We start from the raw sequence: 25,610 nt of genomic DNA on the forward strand, positions 1-25,610 counted from the left end.
GGTTGGGAAGTCCACGCCATGACCTAATCAGGGTCAGAGTCAAATTATTGAGCACGAGCCCAGAATCAATTGGCGGTGGCGAAGATTAATGGGCATGGGTTAGCTGCCCCGAAGATCTTGGCAAATAATTCTACTCTGACCCCAATTGGGTTCTCTGACCCCAATTGGGTTTCGATTGCGGTCAGCGGCGGCCGAACATCATGAGGTCGGCGAGGAGCAGGCGGGCGGGTTTGACGATGTCGAGGGCGGCGAGGGAGAGGCCGAGCAGGGGTTGCAGGGGGCCGCGGCCGACGAAAGCGCGCGCCATGGTGTCGGTCAGGCCGATCGTCAGGCGGCGGTCCTGGTGACGCTCAACCATGAAGGCGGCGATGGCGTCGGGCGTGGCGCCGCGGGCCAGGTGGCGGGACAGGACGGCGGCGTCGCGCAGGCCGAGGTTCAGGCCCTGGCCGGCGACCGGGTGCAGGGTCTGGGCGGCGTTGCCGATGGCGACTGTGCGCGCGGTGGCGCGGGCTTCGGCGTTCAGGCCGAGGGGGAAGGCGACGCGGGGGGAGGCGGCGGTAAAGGCGCCGAGGCGGGTGCCGAAGGCGTCGGTTAACTGGCGCAGGAAGGCGCTGTCGTCGAGGCGCTGGATGTCGAGGGCGCGTTCGGGGCGCATGCACCAGACCAGGGCGTAGGTATGGCCCGCATCTTCACCTTCGGCGTCTTGGGGCAGCAGGGCGAGGGGGCCTTCGTCGGTGAAGCGCTCGAAGGCGCGGTGCGGGATCGGCTCGCTCACGGTCACGCGCGCGATCAGGGCGGTCTGTTCGTAGTCGCGCTGGTGCGCCTTGCTTTCCTGTTGGCCGAAGACGCCGCCTTCGGCCTGCACGGCCACCTTGGCAAGCACGGTGCGGCCGTCGTCGAGGCGCAGCTGGACGGCAGCGTCTTCTTCGTCGAAGCCGTCCACGCGGGCGGGACGCAGCGTGTGCACGCCGGCGGATGCGCAGGCGCGGGCCAGGGCGTCGACCACGTCGCCGTAGCGCGCCACGTAGCCCAGCGCCGGCACGCCATGTTCGGCGCGGTCCATCAGGCTGCGGCCCAGCTGGCCGCGGCGCGAGACGTGGATCTCGTGGATCGGCGTGGCCGGCAGGGGCCAGGCGCGCACTTCTTCCAGGAGTTGCACGCTGCCCCAGGACAGCGCGATCGAGCGCGGGTCGGTGATTGCCTGGCCCAGCGATTTGCCGTCGATGAGGGCGATGCGTTCGCCGCTCACGCCGCGCCGCGCCAGGAAGGCGGCCAGCGCGAGGCCGGCCGGGCCGGCGCCGCAGATGGCGACGTCGACGTCAATGCCTTGTTCGGTCATGCGCGTATTCCCATCAGTTGTTCGACCTCGGCCACGCGTTTCGGCGCGTCGCCGGACAGGATGCGGCAGCCGTCGTCGACGACGATCACGTCGTCCTCGATCCGGATGCCGATGCCCCAGTATTCCTCCGGCACTCCTTCGGCTGGGCGCACGTAGATGCCCGGCTCCACCGTCAGCGCCATCCCCGCCAGCAGCGGGCGCGAAGGCCGGTCCGGCAGCGTCAGGTCGCGGTAGGGCCCGACGTCGTGCACGTCCATGCCGAGCCAGTGGCCGGTGCCGTGCATGTAGAAAGGCAGGTGGGCCTTGTCCGCAATCGCATCCTCGACCGAGCCATACCGGGCCTTGTCGATCAGCCCCAGGTCCAGCATGCCGGCGGTGAGCACCCGGACGGCGGCGGTGTGCACGTCGCTGTAGGGCCGGCCGGGCACGATGGCGGCGAAGGCCGCTTCCTGCGCCGCCAGCACCAGCTCGTACAAGGCCCGCTGCGGCGCGCTGAAGCGGCCGTTCACCGGCCAGGTGCGGGTGATGTCGGAGGCGTAGCCGTCGAATTCGCAGCCGGCGTCGACCAGCACCAGTTCACCTTCCAGGCAGCGGCGGTTGTTGGCGTTGTAGTGCAGGACGCAGGCGTTCGCGCCCGAGGCCACGATCGGCGTATAGGCCGGGAACTGGGCGCCGTGGCGGCGGAATTCGTGCAGCAGCTCGGCCTCGATCTCGTACTCGAACACGCCGGGACGGGTGAAACGCATGGCGCGCGCATGGGCGCCGGCGGCGATGGCGGCGGCGCGCGCCATCAGGGCCTGTTCGCCCGCATCCTTCAGCAGGCGCATCTCGTCGAGGATGGCGGGCAGGTGATGGGTGGTTGAAGGGGCTGCAATACCAGTGCGGCCCTTTGCACGCACGGCCTTGAGCCAGCCGCCGACCTGCGCATCGAGCGCGGCGCTGTGGCCGAGCGCGTACCAGATCGCCGGCGCATCGGCCAGCACGGTCGCCATCTGCGCATCGAGCTCGCCGACCGGATACGCCTCGTCGAAACCGAATGCGACACGCGCCGCTTCGGGTCCATGGCGGAATCCGTCCCAGATCTCGCGCTCGACGTTCTTCTCGCGGCAGAACAGGATCGACCGCGCAGGCGCATCCCCGCGCGCCGCGACCAGCACCAGCACGCTCTCCGGCTCCGCGAAGCCAGTCAGGTAGTAGAAAGAGCTGTCGTGCCGGTAGGGATACTCGCTGTCGCCGTTGCGCAGCACCTCCAGCGCGGTGGCCAGCACCGCGACCGCGCCCGGCTCCATGCGCGCCGCCAGCCGGGCGCGCCGTTCGATGAAGGAGGAGACGTCGACGGAACCCGTCATGAACCGGTCCTGGCCGCCCCCAGCGGCGCATTCAGTTCTTCCAGCTGGCCGGCGGTGCCGACGTTGACCCACTGGCCGTGATACAGCTCGCCGCCGACGCGGCCCTGCTCGATGAACTTGCGCATCAGGGGGCCGAACTTGACGAAGTCGCCGGCCTGGATCCCGTCGAACATCTCGGGCCGATAGACGCCGATGCCGGCGAAGTTCCACTTCTGCGGACCCTCATTGCGCAGCGTGTACATGTCGAGCACGAAGTCCCCTTCCGGGTTGTGCCACGGGTTCGGCGTCAGCCACAGCCAGGCGATGTCGCGCTTGTCCGGCGGGTAGGGGACGCCCACCATGTCCTTGTCCTTCAACACGTCGATCGCTTGCGAGAAGTCGAAGTAGGGCGCATAGATGTCGCCCGACACCGCCAGGAACGGTTCGTCGCCCAGCAGGTGCAGCGCATTGGCGATCCCGCCGGCGGTCTCCAGCGGCGTCGGCTCGTGCGAGTAGACGATGCGCGCGCCGTACTTGCTGCCGTCGCCCAGCTCGTCCTCGATCATGTGACCGAGGTGGGAGTGGTTGATGACGATATCAAGGATCCCCGCGCGCACCAGGTTCAGCACGTGCCAGGTGATCATCGGCCGTCCGCGCACCTTGAGCAGGGGCTTGGGGCAGGCGTCGGTGAGGGGGCGCATGCGCTCGCCGCGGCCGGCGGCGAAAATCATCGCTTTCATGATGAACCCGTCTTCAGAAGGTATAGCCGACCGACGGCGCGCGGTCTTCGAGCGCGTCGAGCAGGCGCAGCAAGGGCTTCAGTTCGCTGTAGCGGTTGGCCGTCTTGCGCACGTAGTCCATCACGGTCGGCAGGTCGCCCAGGTAGTTGGGCTTGCCGTCGCGGTAGTTCAGGCGGCAGAAGATGCCGAGGATTTTCAGGTGGCGCTGCAGGGCCATGAATTCGAAGTCGCGATAAAACGCGTCGATGTCCGGATTGACCGGCAGGCCGACCGACTTCGCGCTCTGCCAGTAGCGCACCACCCAGTCCAGCACGATCTCTTCGTCCCACTGGACGTAGGCGTCGCGCAGCAGCGACGCCAGGTCGTAGGTGACCGGGCCGTAGACGGCGTCCTGGAAGTCCAGCACGCCCGGGTTGCCCTGCTCGAGCCACATCAGGTTACGCGAGTGGAAATCGCGGTGCATGTAGACCTGCTGCTGCGCCAGCACGTTGGCGCAGATCGCCTCGAAGACTTTATCCAGCGTGGCCTGCTGCTTCTCGTCGAGCGTCACGCCGAGGTGCTTGCCGATGTACCACTCCGGGAAGATGCCCAGTTCGCGCATCACGAAGGCGCGGTCGAATTCCGGCAGCACGCCGGGCTGGCTGGCCATCTGGAACTTCAGCAGCGCGTCGACCGCGTCGGAGTACATGAAGGGCGCGTTGTCCGAATCCAGTCGCTGCAGGTAGGTCGTCACGCCGAGGTCGGACAGCAGCAGGAAGCCGCTCTCGACCTGTTGCGCCACGATGGCCGGCACTGTCACGCCGGCCTCCAGCAACAGGCCCTGGACGTGGATATAGGCCGGCACGTTCTCGCGCTCGGGCGGGGCGTCCATCGCCACCAGGGTGGCGCCGAGCTTCTCGCGCATGGCGGGTGCCACGTCGTAGCGGAAATAGCGGCGGAAGCTGGCGTCCGCCGACGCCGGGCGGCCGCTCCCGATGTCCACCAGGCCGGTCGTCGCCAGCCATTCGGTCAGCTGCTGCAGGCGCGTATCCTGGCCGGCGGAAGTGGGGGTATTTTGATACAAAGAAGACATGAAAGCAGCCTGGTGAATCGGGTTGGTTGAGCTAATCCCATATAATAAGGGATTCATCCTAAAAATACCGCCCTTTATGGCGCACGCAGAGTCTCCATGAGCTGGACTACAGCCCACCCAATTCCTTCTCGCCAGGTGTTCAAGCCGACCGCGCTGGCCACTGCCGTCGCCATCGTCGTCGCGGCCGCATCGAACCCCGCCTGCGCGCAGAGCGTCGCTCCCGCGCCACATCCGAACGAGCAGGACCTGCCGATCACCATCCAGGCCGAGGACATCAGCGGCCGTCCGGACCGCCAGCTGAACCTGGAGCGCAATGTCGAACTGACACGCGGCCAGACCCGCCTGACGGCCGACAGCGCCTGCTACTTCCGCGTCGAAGACCAGGTCACGGCCACCGGCAACGTCAACATGTGGCGCTTCGGCGACCGCTACAAGGGCGACGAGCTGCAGCTGAACATGGAGACCGGCAAGGGCTACGTGCTGCGTCCGGAGTACCGCCTGCAGATGAACAACGCCCAGGGCAACGCCTCGCGCATCGACTTCCTCGGCGAAGACGTGGCGCTGGTGCGCGAGGGCACCTACAGCACCTGCGAAGGCCCGGACCCGGACTGGTACCTGAAATCGAGCACCCTGCGCCTGGACAGCGGGCGCGACGTCGGCCTGGCCGGCAAGACCGTCATCTACTTCAAGGACGTGCCGATCCTCGGCACCCCGGCGCTGTCGTTCTCGCTGTCGGGCGCGCGCCGTTCCGGCTGGCTGGCGCCGACCTTCGGCTTCGGCGCCAAGGGCAAGGCCGAGGTGATGGTGCCGTATTACTTCAACATCGCGCCGAACCGCGACCTGACGCTGTATCCGCGCATGATGTTCGACCGCGGCCTGCAGCTCGGCGCCACCGGGCGCTACCTGGGCATGACCGACCGCGGCTACTACCAGGGCGAGACCCACGTCGAGGGCCTGCGCCACGACCGCGAGACCGGCGAGGACCGCTGGCGGGTCGACTCGATCCACACCCAGGGCCTGGGGCCGGGCTGGTCGTTCGGCTGGAACCTGCACGGGGCGTCGGACGACGAATACCCGTCCGACTTCTCGCGCACGGTGGCGGTGTCGGCCGAGCGCCAGCTGCTGCGCGAGGTGCGCACCGACTACAGCGGCCAGTACTGGAACCTGACGGCGCGCGCCCAGAACTACCAGGTGCTGCAGGACCCGGCGGCGACGCCGACCAACGGCCTGTTCGTGCCGCGGCCCTACGACCGCCTCCCGCAGATCAACTTCCACGCCGGCCGCTACGACGTCGCCGGCGGCTTCGACTGGGCGCTCGACGCCGAGGCGGTGCGCTTCTGGCACCCGGACTTCGTGCGCGGCAACCGCGCCGTCGCCGTGGCCCAGCTCAGCTACCCGATCGTGCGGCCGGGCTGGTTCATCACCCCCAAGGTGATCGGCCACTACAGCAAGTACGACCTCGACCAGCACAACTACACCGGCGAGCGCAAGCTCTCGCGCAGCCTGCACACGGCTTCGCTCGACGCCGGCCTGGTGTTCGAGCGCGACACCACCCTGTTCGGCAAGGCCGTGACCCAGACCCTGGAGCCGCGCCTGTTCTACGTGAAGACGCCGTACAAGGACCAGAGCGCGTTCCCGATCTTCGACACCGGCCGCACCGGCTTCAACTACGCCCAGCTGTTCTCGGAAAACCGCTACGTCGGCCCGGACCGGGTGTCGGACGCCAACCAGCTGACCGCGGCCGTGGTCTCGCGCTTCATCCAGCAGGACGGCGCCGAGCGCCTGCGCATGGCCTTCGGCCAGCGCATCTACCTGGACGAGCCGCGCGTGCGCCTTCCGGGCGAACCGGTGCACCAGAGCCGTTCCGACGTGCTGGTGGCGGCGTCGGGACGCATTTCCGAGACCTGGACCTTCGATAGCGGCGTACAATACGATGCGACCGGCAGCAATCTGTACAGCTCGAACCTGAGCATGCAGTGGCAGCCGGCCCGGATGAAGGTGCTGAACGCCGAGTACCGTTATCAGCGCGACAGCTTCCGCAACGTCGACCTGTCCGGCCAGTGGCCGCTGTCGAAGCGCTGGTACGGCGTGGGCCGCGTGAGCTATGCGCTGCGCTCGTACACGGTGGGCAATGCGACGCCGGGCAAGGGCAAGATCCTCGAGAGCCTGCTGGGGCTCGAGTACAAGGCCGATTGCTGGGTGTTCCGTTTCGGCGCCCAGCGCTTCGTGACCGCCGCCCAGACCACGTCGACGCCGATCTTCTTCCAGCTCGAGCTCAACGGCCTGTCGAGCCTGAGCCTGGGCAGCAACCCGCTCGAAGCGTTCACCAAGAGCGTGCCGGGCTATACGCATTTGAATACGGGCCGGCTTTAAGCCCGGCTTATCCAAATTACAATTAGTTAAGTAAAACTGTTGCGAGCCGGTCCTGGCGGGCCGGCCGCTTTTAAGCGAAACTTAACGGCATGTCCGTAAACTGATCCGGTTATACCGAAATCTTTCACCTGAAATGAGTGCTTTCCAGATGATGCGTTCCACCCGTTTGCACCAAATTACGCTGGCAGCGGCGCTGCTGTGCGCGTTCACCGCCGGCCACGCCACCGCCCAGGAAGCGGCCAAGCCGGGCAGCGGCTTCCTGCCGCCGGCCTCGAGCAACGCCAAGGTGATCGATTCGATCCACGTGGTCGTCAACGATGAAGTGATCACCAAGAACGAGGTGCGCAACCGCCTCGGCCAGACGGTCCAGAACCTGAAGGCGCGCAATGTGCAGATGCCGGACCAGTCGGTGCTGGAGCGCCAGGTGGTCGAGTCGATGATCGTCGAGCGCGCCCAGATCCAGCTGGCCAAGGAGATGGGCGTGCGCGTGAGCGACCGCCAGCTCGACGCCACCATCGGCCGCATCGCCGAGAACCAGAAGATGTCGGTGCAGGACATGCGCAACCAGATGGAAAAAGAGGGCATGACCTTCGCCCAGTTCCGCGAAGACATCCGCAACGAGATCATGCTGAGCCAGCTGCGCGAGCACGAGGTCGACGCCAAGGTGCAGGTCTCGGAAGCCGAGATCGACACCTACCTGGTGGCCTCCAAGGCCGCCGCCGCCGACAAGGTCGAGATGAACCTGGCCCAGATCCTGGTCGCGGTGCCGGAAAACGCCTCGCCCGAGCAGATCGCCGCGCGCCGCGCGCGCGCCGAGGAAGTGGCGCGCCAGCTGCGCACCGGCGCCGACTTCGCCAAGATGGCCGCCACCTATTCCGACGCCGCCGACGCCCTGAAGGGCGGCGAGATCGGCTGGCGCGACCCCGACCGCCTGCCGGAAGTCTTCTCGACCCAGCTGCGCAAACTCAGCGCCGGCCAGGTGACGCCGATCATCAAGACCAACGTCGGCTTCCACATCCTGCGGATGGCGGACAAGCGCAACCTGGCCGCGGCCGGCGAGGCGGGCGCGGAAGTGGTGCAGCAGACCCACGCCGGCCACATCCTCATGAAGCCGACCCCGACCATGGACGTGGCCGCGGTCAAGCGCAAGCTCCTCGAGATCAAGGAAAAGATCGCCAACAATGCCGGCACCTTCGAAGACCTGGCGCGCCAGTACAGCCAGGAACCGAACAGCGCGGCCAAGGGCGGCGACCTCGGTTGGCTGGCGCCGGGCGACGCCGGTCCCGAGTTCGACCAGGCCCTGAGCGGCCTGAAGCCGGGCGAGATTTCGGACGTGATCGAGTCGCCCTTCGGCTACCACCTGATCCGCGTGGTCGAGCGCAAGAGCGAAGACGTGAGCCAGCAGAAGGAACGCGCCCAGGCGCGCCAGGTCCTGCGCGAGCGTAAGATCCAGGAAGCGATGGAAGACTGGGTCCGCCAGGTGCGCGACCGCGCCTACGTCGAGTTCCGCGAAGAGGTCTGAACGGATGACGATGCTGAACGGTAGCCGGCCGGCGCTTGCGATCACGGTCGGCGAACCGGCCGGCATCGGTCCCGAGATCGCGATCCGCGCGGCCTGGGCGCTGCGCGAGGAAGCCAACTGCGTGCTGGTCGGCGACGCCGCTTTCCTGGCGCTCACCGCCGGCCTGATCGACCCGAGTATCCGCCTGTCGGCCCTGTCGATCCAGGCATTACGGAACGGCGGCCTGCCGCATTTCGGCAAGGAGCGCCTGGCCGTGGTCGACGTGCCGCTTGCCGCCCACGTGACGCCGGGCACGCTCGACGCCGAGAACGGCCGCGCCGTGCTGGCCACGCTGGACCTGGCGATCGAGGGCGCGCAAAACGGCTGGTTCGAAGGCATCGTCACCGCGCCGCTCCAGAAAAGCACGATCAACGACGCCGGCGTGGCGTTTTCCGGCCACACCGAATACCTGGCCGAGAAGACGGGCACGCCCAAGGTGGTGATGATGCTGGCGGGGCAGCCCGCCGGCGGTCAACCCTACCTGCGCGTGGCGCTGGCCACTACCCACCTGCCATTGAAGGACGTGCCGGCCGCGCTCACCCGCGACAACCTGGCGCAGGTGATCGATATCATCGACGCCGACCTGAAATCCAAATTCGGCATCGCCGCGCCGCGCATCCTGGTCACCGGCCTGAACCCGCACGCGGGCGAGAACGGCTACCTGGGGCGCGAGGAAATCGAGGTCATCACCCCGGTGCTGGAAGCGGCGAGGGCGCGCGGCATCGACGCGCGCGGGCCGTATCCGGCCGACACCCTGTTCCAGCCCAAGTACCTGGAGGACGCCGACTGCGTGCTGGCGATGTACCACGACCAGGGCCTGCCGGTGCTCAAGCACGCGACCTTCGGACGCGGCATCAACGTCACCCTCGGCCTGCCGTTCGTGCGCACCTCGGTCGACCACGGCACGGCGCTCGATCTCGCCGCGCAGGGCCTCGGACTGGCCGACTGCGGCAGCATGGTCGAGGCGATCCGCGCCGCCATGCAGATGGCGCGAGCCCGCCGCGCCTGAAGCAAGCAACAACAAGAGAATATAGAAAAGAACCCCCGCATGAAACACGTCGCCCGCAAGCGCTTCGGCCAGAACTTCCTGACCGATAAACTCGTCCTGGACAACATCATCGACGCCATCGCACCGCAGCGCGGCCAGGCGATGGTCGAGATCGGCCCGGGCCTGGCCGCCATGACGGCGCTGCTCCTGAAAAGCCTCGATCACATGCACGTGGTGGAACTCGACCGCGACCTGGTGGCGCGCCTGGAAAAGGCCTACCCGCGCGAAAAGCTCACCGTGCACTCGGGCGACGCCCTGAAGTTCGACTTCGGATCGATCCCGGTGCCCGAGGGGCAGAAGCTGCGCGTGGTCGGCAACCTGCCGTACAACATCTCGAGCCCGCTGCTGTTCCACCTGGCCGAATTCTCGCACCTGGTGGAAGACCAGCACTTCATGCTGCAGAAGGAAGTCGTGGAGCGCATGGTGGCCGAGCCGGGCACCAAGGCCTACAGCCGCCTGTCGGTGATGCTGCAATGGCGCTACGACATGGACCTGATGTTCATCGTGCCGCCCACCGCCTTCGATCCGCCGCCCCAGGTCGATTCGGCCATCGTGCGCATGATCCCGAAGCGCCGGATGCTCGAGGTCGACGGCGCCACGCTGGAAAAAGTCGTGGCCAAGGCCTTCTCGCAGCGGCGCAAGGTGATCCGCAACTGCGTGGCGGGGATGTTCACCGAGGCGCAGCTGATGGAGGCGGGCATCGATCCGGGTGCACGTCCGGAAGCGGTCGGCCTCGAGCAGTACGTCGCGCTCGCGAATCTGCTGTGATGTGACGCTGCATTGCGGCGCACAATCGCCGCATAGCGCCGCATATCGCGCAATTTCGCCCTTCATTCGGCCAATCCTGCAGTCCGTCGCACCCCGATGGAAGACCGCGGACCCCTTGGCTACAGTGTCTCCATCGACAGCCGGAAACGCCCGGCACATTCACCGAAGGAGCACGAAATGAACGTCCTCAAGCACATGGAAGCCATCTTCCTCGCCACCCTGGTCGTGGTCGGCCTCACCGGCTACGCCGATGCCGCCACCACCCGCGCAGTCGATGCCTACAAGGCCCAGGTCTCGGTCGGCGCCTCGCAAATCGCGGTGGTGAAGGTCAGCGCCAGGCGCGCCGACTGAACAGGCGAAAAAAAAGCCCGCTGTTGAAGGCGGGCTTGAAATCCAATTCTTTTCTAAGGAGAGTTGGAGGAGACAGGAGCAAGTATGCTGCGTTACAGCATATTAATCCAATTCTCTTTTCGCATACTTATCATACGTTTTCGATATATCAGCGCGGCACGCAGTTGACGTTGACGTTCGTGATCTCGGCGTCGCCCATGGTGCCGGCAGCATTTTGCACGGTGCAGAAGCGGCCGACCGGCTGGGTGATCACGGTGACGCTGTAGGTCACGCCGTAGGCCACCTGGACCGGCAGCGAGTACAGGAAGGGCTTGTCGGCCGTGATCGCCTCGAGCGTCGGGCTGTAGGTGCCGGTGTTGCTGCCGTTTGCCAGCACCAGGCCGGTGGTGTCCTTGGTCAGGCCGGTAATCGTGCCGCCGACCGGTTTCTCGTTGAGGGCGCAGGAAATAATCGCGTTGATCGAGGACAGGCGGCCGGCGGTGTCGCTCAGGCTGAGCGGCGCTTCACGTGCTGCACCGCAGGTCTGGTGCAGGGGCTGGCTTTTGATGCTGACCGTGTACACGTCGCCATATTCGATCTTGTTCGGGAACGAGAAGCTGACAGTGTCTCCAGAGGCTGGCGGATTTACCGTCAGATCTTGGCTGCCATTGTTCTGCAGTACCAGGCCGCTGTACTTCAGGCCGATGACGGTACCCTGCACCGTGAATTTGTCGTCGTCGCCGCCACCGCAGGATGCCAGGGCCAGGGCCAGGACCAGCGCGCCGGCCGGACGAATCAGATAGGACTTCATTGGGTGCTCCAAAGATTTAAGTGCGGGGGCCGCAGGTGACCGCCACATTGGTGACGTCGTTCGCGCCCATGGTGCCGCTGCCGTTGGCGACGGTGCAGGTCTGGTTGTCGGGCTGGGTCAGGACCGTGATGCCGTAGGGCGCATCTTCGCTGATCTTGGCCATGGTGAAGCTGGTGGCGCCGGCCGGGACGGCGACCTTGTCCGAACCGTTGACCAGCACCAGGTTGGCGCCGGTCAGGCCGCTGACGGTGCCCTTGAGCTCATGCTGCTTGAGCGTGCAGACGACGCTGATGTTGGTCACGTCGTAAATGACCCTGCCGGCGCCATTGAGCACTTCGCACCCCGACGCATTGCTCGGGATATTGCCAGGCTTGACCTTGACGTCGTACTTGTCGTCGGTTTCCACCAGTTTGCCGAACGCGAAGTTGCCGGAGCCGGTATTGGACGGCGCAATCACGAGCTCGTCGCCACCGTTGGTCAGGACCAGGCCGGGCTTGGTGACGCCGTAATAACTGCCGCCCACCACCATATTGCCGTCGCTGCCGCCACACGCGGACAGCGCCAGCGCGCATGCCAGCGCAGCACCGGCACGCAGGTAAGAACTCTTCATAATTTCTCCAAAATCTGACGGGTAGGGCGCGCAAGGTGCCGCGGACAAGTGCTTGAGGCGACGCGCCTTGACTGATAATCGCCCAACATTTTAGTCCATTTGGCAAGCAGCTGGACGGTTTCCCTTTGTATCACGGTGTAACCACATGCAGATGCGCAGGCGTGCCGATTGCTTTCCACGCCAGTGCTCGCTATCCTTGGTCCGACCACTTTCCACCATACCGACCATGAGCCCCCCGCGCCGCCCCTGGCCCAAAGCCGTATTGTTCGACCTCGACGACACCCTGTGGCCGATCGCGCCGGTCATCCTGGAAGCCGAGCAGATCCTGTTCGCCTGGCTGCGCGAGCATGCGCCGCGGGTGGCCCAGCAATTCACCATCGACACGCTGCGCCAGGCCCGGCTCGAGCTGCTGGCGCGCAAGCCGGAATTCCAGCTCGACCTCGGCGCCCTGCGCCGCGCCGGCCTGATCGCCGCTTTCGAGCAGGCCGGCGAGGACGCGGCCAAGGTGGAAATCGCGATGACCGAGTTCTTCGCCGCCCGCAATGCCGTGATTCCCTTCGACGACGTGCTGCCCGGCCTGCTGCGCCTGAAGGGGCGGGTGCTGGTCGGTTCCGTCACCAACGGCAACGCCGACCTCCAGACCATCGGCCTGGCGCGCCACTTCGACGCCTCGGTGTCGGCGCCGGCCTTCGGGGTGGCCAAGCCGAACGCCGCGATCTTCCTGGAAGGCTGCCGCCTGCTCGGGGTGGCGCCCGCGGACGCGGTCTACGTCGGCGACGACCTGCGCATGGACGTCTACGGCGCCCAGCGCGCCGGCCTGCGCGCGGTGTGGATGAACCGTACCGGCCAGGTCAACTACCTGCCCGACGAGGTGAAGCCGGACGCCGAGGTGGGCAGCCTGGACGGCCTGCTCGACTGGCTCAAGCGCGAGCACGGATGACTGGCGCCGCGGCTGGCGGAACGTGCATAATAGGGAATCACGGCCTCCGCGCTTGTCACTTGGTGTCACTTAGCTAGCCTCAATGCAACTCGAACCCCGCGCCCAGACCCTGCTCAAAGCCCTTGTCGAGCGCTATATCGCCGACGGCCAGCCGGTCGGCTCGCGCGCGCTCTCGAAGATTTCCGGCCTCGACCTGTCGCCGGCCACGATCCGCAACATCATGGCCGACCTCGAAGAAATGGGCTATGTCGCCAGCCCGCACACCTCGGCCGGCCGCATTCCGACGCCGCGCGGCTACCGCCTGTTCGTCGACACCCTGCTCACCGTCCAGCACCTGGACGAGCACGCGGCCGCCGCCCAGAACATGCGCCTGGGCACGCAGCAGCCGCAGAAGATCATCGCCAACGCGGCCCAGATGCTGTCCTCGCTGTCGCAGTTCGCCGGCGTGGTGCAGAGCCCGCGGCGCGAATCGGTGTTCCAGCAGATCGAATTCCTGCGCCTGTCCGAAAAACGCATCCTGCTCGTCATCGTCGACCCGCGCGGCGACGTCCAGAACCGCCTGCTGCTCACCGAGGTCGACTACACGCCCTCGCAGCTGATCCAGTCGGCCAACTACCTGAACCAGAACTACGCCGGCCTGTCCTTCGACGAGGTGCGCCTGCGCCTGGCCGGCGAACTGGCCCAGCTGCGCGACGACATGGGCCGCCTGATGCAGGTGGCGGTGGAGGCGGGCAGCGAAGCGATGGCCGAGGGCGACGACATGATCATCTCCGGCGAGCGCAATTTATTGTCGGTGTCCGACCTGTCCTCCAACATGAGTTCGCTGCGCCAGATGTTCGACATGTTCGAGCAAAAGACCGGCCTGATGCAGCTGCTCGACGTCTCGAGCAAGGCGGGCGGGGTGCAGATCTTCATCGGCGGCGAATCGAAGCTGGTGCCGATGGACGAGATGAGCGTGGTGACGGCGCCGTACGAGGTGAACGGGCGGATCGTGGGGACGCTGGGGGTAATCGGGCCGACGCGGATGGCGTATGAGCGGGTGATACCGATTGTGGATATTACGGCGAAGTTGTTGTCGAATGCGCTCAGTCAAAGCTGAGGGTGGTGGCTGCGGTGCGAACTTGGATCCCGGCCTGCGCCGGGATGACGGTCTTACTGCTAACAGTTCAAACTAAGTTTGCTTTTTTCCTCGTTACCCTAAAAACCGTCATGCGCGCCACTGGCGCCCATGACTCCCGGCGAAGGCCGGGATCCAATTTTGCATGCGTCATGTAAATCCATGCAAATTATTGCTTCCTCGGACACCCCACCTTCACACAATTCCCATAAATCGCCAGCGAATGCTCGGCAATCTTGAACCCGCGCTCCACCGCGATCTTGTGCTGGCGCGACTCGATCTCTTCATCGTAGAACTCTTCCACGTGGCCGCAGTCAAGACAGACGAGGTGGTCGTGGTGGGAGCCGGCGTTCAGCTCGTAGATGGCCTTGCCGGTCTCGAAGTGGTTGCGGTTCAGCAGGCCGGCCTGCTCGAACTGGGTCAGGACGCGGTAGACGGTGGCCAGGCCCACGTCCATGTTATCGGCTAACAGAATCTTGTAGACATCTTCCGCCGTCAGGTGCCGCACGGCGCTGTTCTGGAAGATTTCCAGGATTTTCAGGCGCGGCAGGGTAGCCTTCAGGCCGCTGGCCTTCAGGTCGGTCGGGTTGTTACTCATGGCGGTTGCTCACGTTTTGTTGCTCGTAGTTTGGCAGAGTGCTTTATGATATAGCGTTTTGGAGTTCCCGCTCAAACGTTTTGAGGTTACCTATGCATGTCAAACAAGCCGTTCTCCGTCGCGGTTTCCAGAAACCGGCAGCCCGGGCGGCCATCGCCGCGGGTCTTGCTTGCGTCCTGACCTTGTCCGGCTGCGCCTCCTGGCGCAACCAGACGCGTCCCGCGCCGCCGGCCAGCACCGATCCGGCCGTCCAGGCCGCCGACGCCGAGAAAGCGGCCGCCGCCGCGAACGCCGGCGCCCAGACCGTCCAGGCAACCAAGCTGCAGAAGTTCTTCTGGATCTTCTCGCCCTACCGTCCCGACATCCAGCAGGGTAACTTCGTGTCCCAGGAAATGCTGGAGCAGTTGAAGGTCGGCCAGAGCCGCGAACAGGTGCGTTTCCTGCTCGGTTCGCCGCTGCTGACCGACATGTTCCACGCCGACCGCTGGGACTTCCCCTTCTACCTCGCGCGCGGCAACGGCGAGATCACCACCAGCCGCGTCACCATCTACTTCAAGGACGACAAGGTCGAGAAGTTTGAAGGCGGCAACCTGCCGAGCGAGCGCGACTACATCGAGCGCATCGCCGGCCCGATCAAGGGCGGCAAGGCGGCCGAGCTGCCGCCGAAGGCGCCCGAGCGCGGCGCGGTGACGATCGACGCCAGCTCCAATGGCCCGGCCAGGAACTGATCGGATGAGCATGTTACGTATCGCCGTCGCCGGCGCCAGCGGCCGCATGGGCCGCATGCTGGTCGAAGCCATCCAGGCTGCCTCGGACGCCCGGCTGGCGGGCGCCCTCGACGTCGCCGGCTCGCCTGCGATCGGCCAGGATGCCGGCGCCTTTGCCGGCCAGCCGACCGGGGTCCTGATCGCATCCGACCTGGCGACCGCCCTGAAGGACGCCGACGTCCTGATCGACTTCACTCGTCCGGAAGGCACGCTGAAGCATCTGGAATACTGCGCGGCCAACAATGTGCAGCTGGTGATCGGCACCACCGGTTTCGACGATGCCGGCAAGGCGGCGATCCGCGCGGCGAGTGAACAAGTCGGCATCGTGTTCGCGCCGAACATGAGCGTGGGCGTGAACGTCACCCTCAAGCTGCTCGAGATGGCGGCGAAGAGCTTCAGCGAAGGCTACGACATCGAGATCGTCGAGGCGCACCATCGCCACAAGGTCGACGCGCCGTCGGGCACCGCGCTGAAGATGGGCGAGGTCATCGCCGACGCCCTGGGGCGCGACCTGAAGGACTGCGCCGTCTACGGCCGCGAAGGCGTGACCGGCGAACGCGACCCCTCGACCATCGGTTTTGCCACCGTGCGCGGCGGCGACGTGGTGGGCGACCACACCGTCATGTTCCTCGGCACCGGCGAACGCATCGAGATCAGCCACAAGTCCAGCAGCCGCGTCACCTACGCCCACGGCGCCCTGCGCGCCGCCCGCTTCCTGGCGGGCAAGCCGAATGGCTTGTTCGGGATGGATGATGTGCTGGGGCTGAACTGATCATGGCGTCCGTCCAGCTGAACGGCGCCGCGATCGTCGACGAAGCGGCGTTTCATGCCGAATCCCGCCGCGTATTCGGCTTTCCGGAATCGTATGCGGATTCGATCGATGCGTGGGTGGATTGCATGAGCTATCTGCGCGACGAGGAGAACATGACGACGTTCCAGCTCAAGGCGAACGAGGTGCTGGAGATCGTCATCGTCGATGCGGAGAAGATGAAGGCTGCCGTGCCGGATCTGGTGGAAGAACTCAGCTTCTGCGTGGGTGGGATCAATGAGCGTTATGAGGATTATGGCGAGAAGCCGGCGTTGAAGTTGACGCTGCGCTAGAACATCAACCAACTCCTCCCTGCACTACCAGCCTCAAGACCGTCATCCCGGCGAAGGCCGGGATCCAAGTTTGTTTGCGTCACCGCGGCCAATGCGAAGGCCAACGTCATGCGGCGAACTTGGATTCCGGCCTGCGCCGGAAGTCATGGGCGCCAGTGGCGCGCATGACGGTTTTTCGTTTCGTGGTCCTGAATGCGATTGCGGTACGGCTTGCATCTTCTCGCTTTCGCCGCAGTGCAAAACGAACCAGTATAATGTCCGGTTCCACCCTCATTACGTCTGCAGAAATCATGCAAGAAAAATATAGTCCAGCCGAAGTCGAACAGGCCGCCCAGGCCTACTGGAAGTCGATCGACGCCTACAAGGCCGTCGAACACGACCCGCGTTTCCCGAAAGGCAAATATTACGCCTGCTCGATGCTGCCTTACCCGTCGGGCAAGCTGCACATGGGTCACGTGCGCAACTATACGATCAATGACGTGATGTACCGCTACCTGCGGATGAACGGCTACAATGTGCTGATGCCGATGGGCTGGGACGCCTTCGGCATGCCGGCCGAGAACGCGGCGATGGCCAACAACGTGCCGCCCGCGGAATGGACCTACTCGAACATCGCCCATATGCGCGGCCAGATGGAGTCGATGGGCCTGGCGATCGACTGGTCGCGCGAGATGACCGCCTGCAAGCCGGACTACTACAAGTGGAACCAGTGGATGTTCCTCAAGATGCTCGAAAAAGGCATCATCTACCAGAAGACCGGCACCGTGAACTGGGACCCGGTGGACCAGACCGTGCTGGCGAACGAACAGGTGGTGGACGGCCGCGGCTGGCGCTCGGGCGCGCCGATCGAGAAGCGCGAGATCCCGATGTACTACGTGCGCATCACCGACTACGCGGACGAGCTGCTGGACCACGTCGACAACAAGCTGCCGGGCTGGCCGGAGCGCGTGCGCACCATGCAGGCCAACTGGATCGGCAAGTCGACCGGCGTGCGCTTCGCCTTCCCGCACCAGATCGCGGACGCATCGGGTGAGCTGATCAACGACGGCAAACTGTACGTCTTCACCACCCGCGCCGACACCATCATGGGCGTGACCTTCTGCGCCGTCGCGGCCGAGCATCCGCTGGCCCAGTACGCGGCACTGAACAACCCGGTCCTGCAGTCCTTCATCGCCGAGTGCAAGCTCGGTTCCGTCATCGAAGCCGACATGGCGACGATGGAGAAGAAGGGCATGCCCTCCGGCCTGAACGTCACGCACCCGGTCACCGGCGAACAGATCCCGGTCTGGGTCGGCAACTACGTCCTCATGACCTACGGCGACGGCGCCGTGATGGGCGTGCCGGCGCACGACGAGCGCGACTTCGGCTTCGCCACCAAATACGGCCTGCCGATCAAGCAGGTGGTGGCCGTCGAAGGCCAGACCTTCTCGCTGGAAGGCTGGCAGGAGTGGTACGGCGACAAGGAGCAGGGCACCACCATCAACTCCGGCAAGTACGACGGCCTCGATTACATCGCCGCCGTGAACGCGGTGGCCGGCGACCTGGCCGCACAGGGCCTGGGCGACAAGAAAGTCACCTTCCGCCTGCGCGACTGGGGCATCTCGCGCCAGCGCTACTGGGGCACCCCGATCCCGATGATCCACTGCGGCGACTGCGGCGCCGTGCCGGTGCCTGAAGCCGACCTGCCGGTCGTGCTGCCCGAGCACCTGGTCCCGGACGGCAGCGGCAACCCGCTGAACAAGGACGAAGCCTTCCTGGCCTGCACCTGCCCGACATGCGGCAAGCCGGCGCGCCGCGAGACCGACACGATGGACACCTTCATCGATTCGTCCTGGTACTACATGCGCTATACCTCGCCGGGCTCGAACGAGAAGATGGTCGACGAGCGCAACGACTACTGGATGCCGATGGACCAGTACATCGGCGGCATCGAGCACGCCGTCATGCACCTGCTGTACGCGCGCTTCTGGACCAAGGTGATGCGCGACTTCGGCCTGGTGAAGTTCGACGAGCCTTTCGTCAACCTGCTGACCCAGGGCATGGTGCTGAACGAGACCTACTACCGCAAGGACCCGGCGGACGAACACAAGAAAACCTGGTTCAACCCGGCCGACGTCGAACTGACCTTCGACGACAAGGGCCGTCCGCAGAGCGCCGTGCTGAAGGCCGATGGCCTGCCGGTGGAACTGGGCGGCACCGAGAAGATGTCGAAGTCGAAGAACAACGGCATCGACCCGGCGGCCCAGATCGAGCAGTACGGCGCGGATACCGCCCGCCTGTTCACCATGTTCGCCTCGCCGCCGGAACAGACCCTGGAATGGTCGAACAGCGGCGTCGAAGGTGCGAGCCGCTTCCTGCGCCGCGTCTGGGCCTACGGCTATGCGCAGCGCGAGCGTATCGCCAACGCCCTCAAGGGCCAGCAGCAAGGCTCGCTCGACGATGCCCAGAAAACCCTGCGCCGCGAAGTGCACAAGGTGCTGCAGCAGGCCGACTATGACCTCAAACGCATCCAGTACAACACGGTCGTCTCGGCCTGCATGAAGATGCTCAACACGCTGGAGTCGGCGAAGCTGGCCGAGGGTGTCGCAAGCGACGCCGTGATCGCCGAAGGCTTCTCGATCTTCCTGCGCCTGCTGAACCCGGTGGCGCCGCACATCACCCACGCGCTGTGGACCGACCTCGGTTACGCCGCCGTCTACGGCGACATCCTCAACGTGCAGTGGCCGGAAGTCGACGCCGCGGCGCTGGAGCAATCCGAGATCGAGATGATGATCCAGGTGAACGGCAAGCTGCGGGGCTCGGTCAAGGTGGCCAAGGACGCCGACAAGGCCAGCATCGAAGCCGCCGCGCTGGCCGAGGAATCGGTCCAGAAGTTCATCGAGGGCACGCCGAAGAAGGTGATCGTGGTCCCCGGTAAACTCGTCAACATCGTGGTGTAAGCCATGAAGACCAACGTGGTACGTGTTTTCACGGCGGTCCTGCTGGCAGCGACCCTGGCGGGTTGCGGCTTCCAGCTGCGCGGTTCGAGCGGCCAGTACAACATGCCCTTCCAGAGCATCTACCTGGCCTTCCCCGAGACCTCGCCCTTGGGCACGGAGCTCAAGCGCAACCTGCGCGCGGGCGACGCCGTGCGCATCGAGAACGACGCCTCGAAGGCGCAGGCGCTGTTCGACGTGCTGGGCGAAACGCGCGGCAAGTCGATCCTCTCGCTGAACAGCCTGGGCCGGGTGCGCGAGTATGCGCTCAGCTACACGCTGGTGTTCCGCGTGCGCGACGCCAACAACCGCGAGCTGCTGGGCCCGACCGAGATCACCCTGCGCCGGAATATCGCCTTCGACGAATCGCAGGTGCTGGCCAAGGAATCGGAAGAGGCGCTGCTGTACCGCGACATGCAGTCGGACCTGGTGCAGCAGATCCTGCGCCGCCTGGCCGCCATCAAACCCGCGGCCTGAAAGACTGACTCATGCAACTGCGGCCTGAGGCCCTCGAGGGCCACCTGGCCAAGGGCCTCGCGCCCTTGTACGTGATCACCAGCGACGAGCACCTGCTCGCGCTGGAAGCGGCCGACCGCATCCGCAAGACGGCGCGCGCGCAAGGCTACACCGAGCGCGACGTGCTCACCGTCGAGCGCAACTTCAAGTGGGGCGAGCTGCTGGCCGCGAACCAGGCCATGTCCCTGTTCGGCGACAAGAAGCTGATCGAGCTGCGCATCCCGGGTGGCAAACCGGGCAAGGACGGCAGCGCGGCGCTGCAGAGTTATGCGAAAGACCTCAGCCCCGACAACCTGACCCTGATCACCCTGCCCAAGCTGGACTGGCAGACGGCCAAGGCGTCGTGGGTGGCGGCGCTGCAGGCGGCCGCGGTGTACATCGAGATTCCGAACGTGGAACGCGCCCAGCTGCCGGGCTGGATCGGCATGCGCTTGAGCGCGCAGGGGCAGGGCGCGGAACGCCAGAGCCTGGACTTCATCGCCGACCGCGTCGAGGGCAACCTGCTGGCGGCGCACCAGGAAATCCAGAAACTGGGATTGCTGTACGAGCCGGGCAAGCTGAGCTTCGAGCAGGTGCACGACGCGGTGCTGAACGTGGCGCGCTACGACGTGTTCAAGCTGTCGGAAGCCATGCTGCATGGCGACCCGGCGCGCCTGGCGCGCATGCTGGACGGCTTGAAAGGCGAGGGCGAGGCGCTGCCGCTGGTGTTGTGGGCGGTCAGTGAAGAAATCCGCACGCTGCTAAAATTGAAATCCGGGATGGCGCAGGGAAGGCCGCTGGGGGCGCTGCTGAAGGAGCACCGCATCTGGGGGCCGCGCGAGCGGATGATGGAGCCGGCGCTCAGGCGCGTGTCGGTGGCCACGCTGGAAGCGGCGCTGCAGGAGGCGGCGCAGGTGGACCGGATGGTCAAGGGGCTGCGGGCGAAGGCGTTTGCGGGCGATGCGTGGGATGCGATGCTGCAGCTGGCATTGCGGGTGGCACGGTAATCGTTTCGCGGCTGTTCCCGGGGTGGTTGAACGCGTGGGCGGAGTAATTTCGGGCAATGCCCGGAATTACAAACGCCCACCCTACGAGGGTGTGAAAAATTCGTCTATGGCTGCGTTGCCTCGTCTCGCCGTACGAGTGTACTGTCCTCGACTCGGCGCCTTGCCATAGCCGTTTTTTCACACCCTCTACGAGACGGGCGATTCGATGGATATCACTGAATACATGCATGCGATGGGGCGCCGCGCGCGGACGGCCTCGCGGGCGATGGCGCGCGCGGATGGCGCGACGCGCAACCGGGCGCTGCTCCTGATTGCGGACGCGATCGAGCGTGACGCGGATCTGCTGCGCGCGGCGAACAAGGAAGACATGGAAGCCGCGCGCGCGGGGGGATTGGAACCGGCGCTGCTCGACCGCCTGCTGCTGTCCGACGGCGCGATCAAGACCATGGTCGAAGGCCTGCGCCAGATCGTGACCCTGCCGGACCCGGTCGGCGAAATCACCAACATGAAGTCGCGCCCGAGCGGCATCCAGGTCGGCCAGATGCGCGTGCCGCTGGGCGTCATCGGCATCATCTACGAGGCGCGTCCGAACGTGACGGTCGACGCGGCGGGCCTGTGCATCAAGAGCGGCAACGCGGCGATCCTGCGCGGCGGTTCGGAAGCGATCCACTGCAACCGCGCGCTGGCCAAACTCGTGAGCGAAGGTTTGGCTGGCGCCGGCCTGCCGCTGGACGCGGTGCAGGTGGTCGACACCACCGACCGCGCCGCCGTCGGCGCCCTGATCACGATGCCGCAGTACGTGGACGTGATCGTTCCGCGCGGTGGCAAGGGCTTGATCGCGCGCCTGATGGATGAAGCCACGGTCCCGATGATCAAGCACCTGGACGGCATCTGCCACGTCTACATCGACGACAAGGCCGATATCGCGAAAGCGCTGCCGATCGCCTTCAACGCCAAGTGTCACCGTTACGGCACCTGCAACACGATGGAGACCCTCCTGGTGGCGCGCGCGGTCGCGCCGGCGGTGCTGCCGCAGCTGGCCGCCCTGTACGCGGAAAAGCAGGTCGAGCTGCGCGCCGACCACGAGGCGCACGCGATCCTGGCCGGCTATCCGTATCTGAAGGAAGCGACGGAGCAGGACTGGTCGACCGAATACCTCGCGCCGATTCTCGCGATCCGCGTGGTCGAGGGGCTGGACGGGGCGATCGACCACATCAACACCTGGTCGTCGAAGCATACCGAGGCTATCGTCACCGAGGACTACAGCGCCGCGCTGCGCTTCCTGCGCGAAGTCGATTCGGCTTCGGTGATGGTCAATGCCTCGACCCGTTTCGCCGACGGTTTCGAATACGGCCTGGGCGCCGAGATCGGCATCTCGAACGACAAGCTGCACGCGCGCGGGCCGGTCGGGCTGGAAGGGCTGACTTCCCTGAAATACGTCGTGTTCGGTCACGGCGAAATTCGTCAATAAAGGAAACGCATGTACCTCTGGATCAAGGCCCTGCACATCGTCTTCATCGCGTCCTGGTTCGCCGGGCTGTTCTACCTGCCGCGCATCTACGTGAACCTGGCCCAGGAAAGCAATCCCGCCGCCGTCGAGCGCCTGCTGGGCATGGCGCGCCGCCTGTTCCGGTTCACCACCATCCTGGCCGTGCCGGCGCTGGTGCTGGGGATCTGGCTGTGGCTGGGGTACGGGATCCGGGGTGGGTGGCTGCATGCGAAACTGGCGCTGGTGATTCTGGTGATTGGCTACCATCATGCGTGCGGGTCGCTGCTGAAAAAATTCGCAGCGGGGCAGAACAAACGTAGCCACAAATGGTTCAGGTATTTCAACGAGGTGCCGGTATTGCTGCTGCTGGCGATCGTCATTCTCGTGGTTGTAAAACCGTTTTAATAGTTTGCTTCAAAATTAGTAGTCAGCCTCAAAACCGTCATGCGCGCCACTGGCGCGCATGACGGTTTTGAGGCTAGCGGTAATCAAGCTATAGCAGCGGTCTTTAGAAGTGTCGGCATGGGTCGGCACTGATCATTTCAAGTTTTATTAACGGACAAAGGGTACCCCTCATGGCCTCCTACTTTTGCCCATGCCCGCGCGGCATGGAAGCGGCGCTTGCCGAAGAACTGGGCGAGATCGCCCGGCAAAGCACCACCATGCGCGTGCACAACCAGGTGCCCGGCGGCGTGCACTGCTCCGGCTCGATGGTCGACGCCTACCGCGTCAACCTGCATTCGCGCATCGCCTCCCGCGTGCTGATGCGCATGGGCCAGCGCAGCTACAACAACGAGAACGACATCTACGACCTGGTGCTCGAGCAGCCCTGGGAAGACTGGTTCAGTGTGAACCACACCATCCGCGTCGACGTCACCGCGGTGAAGTCCCCACTGAAGAGCCTCGAATTCACGACCCTGAAGATCAAGGACGCCATCTGCGACCGCTTCCGCGACCAGTTCAACAAGCGCCCCTCGGTCAACACCCGCGAGCCGGACATGCGCATCGTGGGTTTCCTGGACCAGCGCAACTTCATCATCTACCTCGACACCTCCGGCGAGGCGCTGTTCAAGCGTGGCTGGCGTGAAGAGACCGGCGACGCGCCGCTGCGCGAGAACCTGGCGGCCGGCATGCTGCGCGTGGCCGGCTGGAAGCCGGGCGTGCCGCTGTTCGATCCGATGTGCGGCTCGGGCACCATCCTGGTCGAAGCCGCCCAGATGGTGCAGGGCATCCCGCCGGGCGCGCGCCGCCGCTTCGCCTTCGAACAATTCGCCGACTTCGACCGCGCCGCCTGGGCCGCCTTGAAGGCCGAGATCAAGCCGAACCCGATCCCGAGCGAACCGACCATCTTCGGCTCCGACATCTCGGGCGACATGGTCGCGATGACGCGCCATAACCTCAAGATCGCAGGCATCCTGTTCGACGTGCCGCTCAAGCAGATCGAGGCCCAGCACGTCTCGCCGCCGACCGCGCAGCCGGGCATCCTGCTGACCAATCCTCCCTACGGCGAACGGATCGGCGTGCGCGGCGACTCCACCATGCCGCAGGACGAGATGGCGGTCTCCTTCTATTCGGCGCTGGGCACCACGCTCAAGCAGCGCTTCGCCGGCTGGACGGCCTTCCTGTTCACGGCCGACCTGCAGCTGCCGAAGCTCCTGCGCCTGAAGGAAGCGCGCAAGACCCCCTTCTTCAATGGCGCGCTCGAATGCCGCCTGTTCCGCTTCGACATGGTGGCCGGTTTCAACCGCCGCGAAGAGGCGAAACCCAAACAGGAACAATAACAACCATGCTGCCGCCGAGCGAACCCGACGACCTGCCCAAGGACCCGGTCACGCCGGTCCCGCTGCCCACGCCCCATAAAATCGCGATGCTGTCCGCCGGCGGCCTGGCCACGCTGCTGGCCATGCTGTCGATGCTGGGGCCGTTCTCGATCGACGCCTACCTGCCGGCCTTCCCACAGATCCGCGCGGACCTCGGCGCCACGCCGATCGAGGTCCAGCAGACCCTGACCGCCTATATGCTGGCCTTCGCCGGCATGTCACTGTGGCATGGCGCGCTGTCGGACGCTTTCGGCCGGCGCAACGTGGTGCTCACCGCCCTGGTGGTGTTCGCGATCGGCACCTTCGGCTGCGCCGCGGCCAATTCCGTCCATTACCTGTGGGTGTTCCGCATCATGCAGGGCGTCTCGGCGGGGGCGGGCGTGGTGGTCGGACGCGCCATCATCCGCGACCTGTACTCGGACGCGGCGGCCGCGCGCCTGCTGTCGATGGTCACCATGATCTTCTCGATCGCGCCGGCCATCGCGCCGGTGCTGGGCGGCTGGATCGTCACCTTCTTCGACTGGCGCGCGATCTTCCTGGCGCTGTGCATCTATACGGTGGGCCTGGGCTGGTTCTCCTGGAAGCACCTGCCGGAGACGGTGCCGAAGGAGAAGCGCCAACCCTTCAACCCGCGCTTCCTGGCGCAGAGCTACGGCGCCATCTTCGGCTCTTTTCTCTTCCACATGAAGTCGGGCGTGGTGGCGCTGAACTTCGCCGGCCTGTTCCTCTACATCTCGTCGGCGCCGGTGATGCTGCCCGAGCACCTGGGCCTGGGCCCCTCGCAATTCGCCTGGCTGTTCGTGCCGACCGTGAGCGGCATCTTCCTGGGCGCGCTGGCGGCGAATCGCATGGCGGGCAAACTCACCTTCGCGCGCCAGATCCGGGTAGGCTTCTTCTTCATGCTGGGAGCGGTGACCTTCAACGTGGCCTACCACAGCTTCCTGCCGCCGGCGCTGCCCTGGAGCGTGCTGCACATGTTCTTCTTCACCTTCGGCAGCTCGATCATCGCGCCGGGCGCGACCCTGATGGCGCTCGACCTGTTCCCGCACATCCGCGGCACGGTGGCGTCCTGCCAGTCGTTCGTCACGACCCTGGCCGGCGCCATCGTGGCCGGCGTGATCTCGCCGATGCTGTCGCATTCGGTGCTGGCGCTGGCGCTGGGCCAGGCCGGTTTCTGCCTGCTGTCGATCGCGCTGTGGGCGACGGCGCGGCGTTACCGGCGGGTGCAGATCCGCGATGGAAAACAGCTTCCTTGAGCCAGAGTAGGGAAGACAAAGGCCCGGTCCTCGACCGGGCCTTTTTTCTGAAGATGAAAGATTAT

The 25,610-nt window shown here is 65.5% G+C and carries 24 protein-coding genes; 17 read left to right on the forward strand and 7 right to left on the reverse strand.

Going from position 1 to position 25,610, the window contains the following annotated elements; genetic code table 11:
• Window positions 1-181: 181 nt before the first annotated feature.
• The 4 genes from LQ564_RS00580 to LQ564_RS00595 are packed head-to-tail and all read right to left on the reverse strand — an operon-like array spanning window position 182 to window position 4,479.
• Complete coding sequence (locus LQ564_RS00580; protein ID WP_231056153.1) at window positions 182-1,339, reverse strand: FAD-dependent monooxygenase; 1,158 nt, start codon at window positions 1,337-1,339, stop codon at window positions 182-184.
• Window positions 1,336-2,688: an aminopeptidase P N-terminal domain-containing protein gene (locus LQ564_RS00585; protein WP_231056154.1), complete on the reverse strand. Its 1,353-nt coding sequence runs from the start codon at window positions 2,686-2,688 to the stop codon at window positions 1,336-1,338. Before LQ564_RS00585 ends, LQ564_RS00580 begins: the two co-directional genes overlap by 4 nt.
• Entirely contained in the window at window positions 2,685-3,407 is a 723-nt protein-coding gene (murU, locus tag LQ564_RS00590; RefSeq protein ID WP_231056155.1) for an N-acetylmuramate alpha-1-phosphate uridylyltransferase MurU, read from the reverse strand. Before murU ends, LQ564_RS00585 begins: the two co-directional genes overlap by 4 nt.
• Before the next feature lie 13 nt (window positions 3,408-3,420).
• Window positions 3,421-4,479, reverse strand: a complete 1,059-nt coding sequence (locus tag LQ564_RS00595; protein WP_231056156.1) for an aminoglycoside phosphotransferase family protein — start codon at window positions 4,477-4,479, stop codon at window positions 3,421-3,423.
• Between the two features lie 96 nt (window positions 4,480-4,575).
• Between LQ564_RS00595 and LQ564_RS00600 the strand changes: the two genes are divergently transcribed.
• The 5 genes from LQ564_RS00600 to LQ564_RS00620 all read left to right on the forward strand — a co-directional run bounded on the left by LQ564_RS00600 (window position 4,576) and on the right by LQ564_RS00620 (window position 10,580).
• Window positions 4,576-6,852, forward strand: coding sequence for an LPS-assembly protein LptD (locus tag LQ564_RS00600; protein WP_231056157.1), 2,277 nt, complete (start codon window positions 4,576-4,578; stop codon window positions 6,850-6,852).
• 148 nt (window positions 6,853-7,000) lie between these two features.
• Entirely contained in the window at window positions 7,001-8,374 is a 1,374-nt protein-coding gene (locus tag LQ564_RS00605) for a peptidylprolyl isomerase (protein ID WP_231056158.1), read from the forward strand.
• Between the two features lie 4 nt (window positions 8,375-8,378).
• The gene (gene pdxA / locus LQ564_RS00610; protein ID WP_231056159.1) at window positions 8,379-9,422 is read left to right on the forward strand and encodes a 4-hydroxythreonine-4-phosphate dehydrogenase PdxA; all 1,044 of its coding nucleotides are present in this window, start codon (window positions 8,379-8,381) and stop codon (window positions 9,420-9,422) included.
• A gap of 39 nt (window positions 9,423-9,461) precedes the next feature.
• Window positions 9,462-10,229: a 16S rRNA (adenine(1518)-N(6)/adenine(1519)-N(6))-dimethyltransferase RsmA gene (gene rsmA, locus LQ564_RS00615; protein WP_231056160.1), complete on the forward strand. Its 768-nt coding sequence runs from the start codon at window positions 9,462-9,464 to the stop codon at window positions 10,227-10,229.
• 177 nt (window positions 10,230-10,406) lie between these two features.
• A complete protein-coding gene (locus LQ564_RS00620; RefSeq protein WP_231056161.1) occupies window positions 10,407-10,580 on the forward strand; it encodes a hypothetical protein in 174 nt (57 codons plus the stop codon).
• 148 nt (window positions 10,581-10,728) lie between these two features.
• On the opposite strand, the gene LQ564_RS00625 is transcribed toward LQ564_RS00620, so the two are convergent.
• On the reverse strand, window positions 10,729-11,370 hold the full coding sequence (locus tag LQ564_RS00625; protein ID WP_231056162.1) for a hypothetical protein: 642 nt from the start codon (window positions 11,368-11,370) through the stop codon (window positions 10,729-10,731).
• A 16-nt stretch (window positions 11,371-11,386) separates the two neighbouring features.
• Window positions 11,387-11,980 (reverse strand): hypothetical protein, encoded by a 594-nt coding sequence (locus tag LQ564_RS00630; RefSeq protein WP_231056163.1) that lies wholly within the window; start codon window positions 11,978-11,980, stop codon window positions 11,387-11,389.
• A 226-nt stretch (window positions 11,981-12,206) separates the two neighbouring features.
• Between LQ564_RS00630 and LQ564_RS00635 the strand changes: the two genes are divergently transcribed.
• The gene (locus tag LQ564_RS00635; protein WP_231056164.1) at window positions 12,207-12,920 is read left to right on the forward strand and encodes an HAD family hydrolase; all 714 of its coding nucleotides are present in this window, start codon (window positions 12,207-12,209) and stop codon (window positions 12,918-12,920) included.
• A gap of 82 nt (window positions 12,921-13,002) precedes the next feature.
• Window positions 13,003-14,019 (forward strand): heat-inducible transcriptional repressor HrcA, encoded by a 1,017-nt coding sequence (gene hrcA / locus LQ564_RS00640; protein WP_231056165.1) that lies wholly within the window; start codon window positions 13,003-13,005, stop codon window positions 14,017-14,019.
• Between the two features lie 187 nt (window positions 14,020-14,206).
• On the opposite strand, the gene fur is transcribed toward hrcA, so the two are convergent.
• The gene (gene fur, locus LQ564_RS00645) at window positions 14,207-14,635 is read right to left on the reverse strand and encodes a ferric iron uptake transcriptional regulator (protein ID WP_231056166.1); all 429 of its coding nucleotides are present in this window, start codon (window positions 14,633-14,635) and stop codon (window positions 14,207-14,209) included.
• Window positions 14,636-14,727: 92 nt separating this feature from the next.
• Here fur and LQ564_RS00650 point away from each other — a divergent pair, with 92 nt between their 5' ends.
• The 10 genes from LQ564_RS00650 (at window position 14,728) to LQ564_RS00695 (ending at window position 25,545) form a co-directional block, all read left to right on the forward strand.
• The gene (locus LQ564_RS00650) at window positions 14,728-15,363 is read left to right on the forward strand and encodes an outer membrane protein assembly factor BamE (protein WP_231056167.1); all 636 of its coding nucleotides are present in this window, start codon (window positions 14,728-14,730) and stop codon (window positions 15,361-15,363) included.
• A 4-nt stretch (window positions 15,364-15,367) separates the two neighbouring features.
• Window positions 15,368-16,174 carry a 4-hydroxy-tetrahydrodipicolinate reductase gene (dapB, locus tag LQ564_RS00655; protein ID WP_231056168.1) on the forward strand — a complete coding sequence of 269 codons (807 nt, stop codon included), beginning with the start codon at window positions 15,368-15,370 and terminating at the stop codon, window positions 16,172-16,174.
• Between the two features lie 2 nt (window positions 16,175-16,176).
• Window positions 16,177-16,503, forward strand: a complete 327-nt coding sequence (locus LQ564_RS00660) for a barstar family protein (protein WP_231056169.1) — start codon at window positions 16,177-16,179, stop codon at window positions 16,501-16,503.
• Window positions 16,504-16,793: 290 nt separating this feature from the next.
• The gene (gene leuS, locus LQ564_RS00665) at window positions 16,794-19,442 is read left to right on the forward strand and encodes a leucine--tRNA ligase (RefSeq protein WP_231056170.1); all 2,649 of its coding nucleotides are present in this window, start codon (window positions 16,794-16,796) and stop codon (window positions 19,440-19,442) included.
• A gap of 3 nt (window positions 19,443-19,445) precedes the next feature.
• Window positions 19,446-19,955 carry an LPS-assembly lipoprotein LptE gene (locus LQ564_RS00670; RefSeq protein ID WP_231056171.1) on the forward strand — a complete coding sequence of 170 codons (510 nt, stop codon included), beginning with the start codon at window positions 19,446-19,448 and terminating at the stop codon, window positions 19,953-19,955.
• Between the two features lie 11 nt (window positions 19,956-19,966).
• Window positions 19,967-20,980 carry a DNA polymerase III subunit delta gene (gene holA, locus LQ564_RS00675; RefSeq protein WP_231056172.1) on the forward strand — a complete coding sequence of 338 codons (1,014 nt, stop codon included), beginning with the start codon at window positions 19,967-19,969 and terminating at the stop codon, window positions 20,978-20,980.
• A 205-nt stretch (window positions 20,981-21,185) separates the two neighbouring features.
• A complete protein-coding gene (locus LQ564_RS00680; RefSeq protein ID WP_231056173.1) occupies window positions 21,186-22,451 on the forward strand; it encodes a glutamate-5-semialdehyde dehydrogenase in 1,266 nt (421 codons plus the stop codon).
• A gap of 9 nt (window positions 22,452-22,460) precedes the next feature.
• The gene (locus LQ564_RS00685) at window positions 22,461-22,874 is read left to right on the forward strand and encodes a CopD family protein (RefSeq protein WP_231056174.1); all 414 of its coding nucleotides are present in this window, start codon (window positions 22,461-22,463) and stop codon (window positions 22,872-22,874) included.
• 170 nt (window positions 22,875-23,044) lie between these two features.
• A complete protein-coding gene (locus LQ564_RS00690; protein ID WP_371873401.1) occupies window positions 23,045-24,250 on the forward strand; it encodes a THUMP domain-containing class I SAM-dependent RNA methyltransferase in 1,206 nt (401 codons plus the stop codon).
• A gap of 5 nt (window positions 24,251-24,255) precedes the next feature.
• Window positions 24,256-25,545 (forward strand): multidrug effflux MFS transporter, encoded by a 1,290-nt coding sequence (locus tag LQ564_RS00695; RefSeq protein WP_231056175.1) that lies wholly within the window; start codon window positions 24,256-24,258, stop codon window positions 25,543-25,545.
• Window positions 25,546-25,610: the final 65 nt, after the last annotated feature.

Source organism: Massilia phyllostachyos (assembly GCF_021044825.1).
In the GTDB taxonomy this organism is placed as follows: domain Bacteria; phylum Pseudomonadota; class Gammaproteobacteria; order Burkholderiales; family Burkholderiaceae_D; genus Telluria; species Telluria phyllostachyos.

Coding starts and splice junctions, on each gene's coding strand:
- LQ564_RS00580 (WP_231056153.1), bottom strand. CDS start 1,339: ATGACCGAACAAGGCATTGACGTCGACGTCGCCATCTGCGGCGCCGGC.
- leuS (WP_231056170.1), top strand. CDS start 16,794: ATGCAAGAAAAATATAGTCCAGCCGAAGTCGAACAGGCCGCCCAGGCC.
- LQ564_RS00660 (WP_231056169.1), top strand. CDS start 16,177: ATGGCGTCCGTCCAGCTGAACGGCGCCGCGATCGTCGACGAAGCGGCG.
- LQ564_RS00585 (WP_231056154.1), bottom strand. CDS start 2,688: ATGACGGGTTCCGTCGACGTCTCCTCCTTCATCGAACGGCGCGCCCGG.
- LQ564_RS00620 (WP_231056161.1), top strand. CDS start 10,407: ATGAACGTCCTCAAGCACATGGAAGCCATCTTCCTCGCCACCCTGGTC.
- LQ564_RS00670 (WP_231056171.1), top strand. CDS start 19,446: ATGAAGACCAACGTGGTACGTGTTTTCACGGCGGTCCTGCTGGCAGCG.
- pdxA (WP_231056159.1), top strand. CDS start 8,379: ATGACGATGCTGAACGGTAGCCGGCCGGCGCTTGCGATCACGGTCGGC.
- LQ564_RS00635 (WP_231056164.1), top strand. CDS start 12,207: ATGAGCCCCCCGCGCCGCCCCTGGCCCAAAGCCGTATTGTTCGACCTC.
- LQ564_RS00600 (WP_231056157.1), top strand. CDS start 4,576: ATGAGCTGGACTACAGCCCACCCAATTCCTTCTCGCCAGGTGTTCAAG.
- LQ564_RS00630 (WP_231056163.1), bottom strand. CDS start 11,980: ATGAAGAGTTCTTACCTGCGTGCCGGTGCTGCGCTGGCATGCGCGCTG.
- LQ564_RS00650 (WP_231056167.1), top strand. CDS start 14,728: ATGCATGTCAAACAAGCCGTTCTCCGTCGCGGTTTCCAGAAACCGGCA.
- LQ564_RS00685 (WP_231056174.1), top strand. CDS start 22,461: ATGTACCTCTGGATCAAGGCCCTGCACATCGTCTTCATCGCGTCCTGG.
- holA (WP_231056172.1), top strand. CDS start 19,967: ATGCAACTGCGGCCTGAGGCCCTCGAGGGCCACCTGGCCAAGGGCCTC.
- hrcA (WP_231056165.1), top strand. CDS start 13,003: ATGCAACTCGAACCCCGCGCCCAGACCCTGCTCAAAGCCCTTGTCGAG.
- LQ564_RS00595 (WP_231056156.1), bottom strand. CDS start 4,479: ATGTCTTCTTTGTATCAAAATACCCCCACTTCCGCCGGCCAGGATACG.
- fur (WP_231056166.1), bottom strand. CDS start 14,635: ATGAGTAACAACCCGACCGACCTGAAGGCCAGCGGCCTGAAGGCTACC.
- LQ564_RS00690 (WP_371873401.1), top strand. CDS start 23,045: ATGGCCTCCTACTTTTGCCCATGCCCGCGCGGCATGGAAGCGGCGCTT.
- rsmA (WP_231056160.1), top strand. CDS start 9,462: ATGAAACACGTCGCCCGCAAGCGCTTCGGCCAGAACTTCCTGACCGAT.
- dapB (WP_231056168.1), top strand. CDS start 15,368: ATGAGCATGTTACGTATCGCCGTCGCCGGCGCCAGCGGCCGCATGGGC.
- LQ564_RS00605 (WP_231056158.1), top strand. CDS start 7,001: ATGATGCGTTCCACCCGTTTGCACCAAATTACGCTGGCAGCGGCGCTG.
- LQ564_RS00625 (WP_231056162.1), bottom strand. CDS start 11,370: ATGAAGTCCTATCTGATTCGTCCGGCCGGCGCGCTGGTCCTGGCCCTG.
- LQ564_RS00695 (WP_231056175.1), top strand. CDS start 24,256: ATGCTGCCGCCGAGCGAACCCGACGACCTGCCCAAGGACCCGGTCACG.
- murU (WP_231056155.1), bottom strand. CDS start 3,407: ATGAAAGCGATGATTTTCGCCGCCGGCCGCGGCGAGCGCATGCGCCCC.
- LQ564_RS00680 (WP_231056173.1), top strand. CDS start 21,186: ATGGATATCACTGAATACATGCATGCGATGGGGCGCCGCGCGCGGACG.